This is a genomic window from Jiangella rhizosphaerae (genome assembly GCF_003579925.1).
Lineage (GTDB): Bacteria > Actinomycetota > Actinomycetes > Jiangellales > Jiangellaceae > Jiangella > Jiangella rhizosphaerae.
The window spans coordinates 1-1,433 of record NZ_QUAL01000235.1; the positions used below are offsets into that span (position 1 = coordinate 1).

Annotated in this window: 2 protein-coding genes; both read right to left on the minus strand. The window is 72.2% G+C overall.

The features are described from left to right. Positions 1–642 precede the first annotated feature (642 nt). On the minus strand, positions 643–942 hold the full coding sequence (locus DY240_RS22705) for a hypothetical protein (protein ID WP_119662075.1): 300 nt from the start codon (positions 940–942) through the stop codon (positions 643–645). Positions 943–983: 41 nt separating this feature from the next. Further along, positions 984–1,433 (minus strand): LiaF domain-containing protein (locus DY240_RS22710; RefSeq protein ID WP_233552830.1); only part of this gene is annotated, 450 nt, incomplete at its 5' end.

The window sequence follows — 1,433 nt, forward strand, 5'->3', positions numbered from 1 at the left end:
CACCATCACCACCCACGCCGACGGCACCACCTGGTGGACCACCCCCGCCGGCCACCACTACCCCGTCGAACCCGAGGCCATCGGCCCCGTCCTGAGCACATCGACACCGGCCCGCGCCCAAGTCGGCGCGCCCGACCCGCCCGAACCCGAGCCGGCGCCCTTCTGACTGTTAGCCGCCGCTCTGCGTGAAGACCGGCCGTCGTTCACGGTGACGAGGGATTGTGGACGCTGGTCCGCGGTCTGTGCGATGCCGGCGCCGTCACCGCGACGACGTGAACGCCGGTGATGACCCTCGATCCCTTGTGATCATCAACGTTCTGAGCTGCTGTGTCGACCGAAAAGGTGGATGATGACGGTCGCCCCGGGCCGCGGGTCCGGCCGTCGTCGCCGGATGGTGGCGAGGACGGGTACCCGGTGACGCGTCCTTCACCACAGGCCAGACCATCGCCCGCCGGCCCGGCCAGCCCCGGGGCAGGGCGACACCGTGATGACAGGGAGGTCACCGCGCCAATCACGTGAGATCGCCGGCGATGGCCGGATCTTCATGATCGGTGACGCCGGCATCAGGATTTCCGACGTCGGCTGACACTTCTGGCCCAGACGAGTGAGCCGACGCCGGCGGCGTCGGCTCACACCCAGAGGTCAGCGGCGGCGGGAGGCGCGGCGGCGCAGCAGGAGCGCGGTCACCAGAACGACGCCGAGCCAGCCGAAGCCGCCCCAGACGACGCGGGACGGGCCCCAGCCGAAGTCGTCGTCGTGGTCGTCGGCGTCGTCGGGCGAGACGGCGGGCGCTCCACCAGCGGGCGACGAGACGCTGGTCGTGACAGGGCGAGCGGTAGCCGGCGCGGGCAGGGCGGCCGCGGGTGCGGCGGCACCGAGGGTGAGGACGGCGAGCAGGACCAGCCTCGGCAGCAGCCGGCGCAGGCTGCGGAGCATGCTCACCGGCGAATGATCACCCACCACGGTGAACCCCCCGATGCTGGTCAGTGGCCGAGGAGCGAACGGCGCTTGTCGCGCGGTGGGCGCACCGTGACCTCGCCCAGCAGGACGAAGCCGCGCACCCGGTAGACCGGAGCGCCGGGTGTCACGGGCTCGCGCAGCTTCATCTTCCGCTCGCCGAGGATGTTGGTGCCCTCGTCGAGCCGGACGTCGATGCCTTCGGGGACGATCAGCGTGAGGCTGCCCAGGACGATCGCCGTCTGGATCTCGACCTCGGGAGTCCGCACGACGGCCTCGGTGAAGTCGAGCACGACCTCGCCGAGAATCGACGTGACGTCGATGCGGGCGGGCACCTCCCAGCGCCCCCGTCGCTTCTCGTTGCTGAGCACGCTGGTGATGCGTTCGGCGGGACGGACCGGGCCGTCGGACGGCGGCAGCGGCGGCTGCGCGACACCCCCGGCCGGCGCGGCACCCCCGGCCGGCGCGACCGCGGC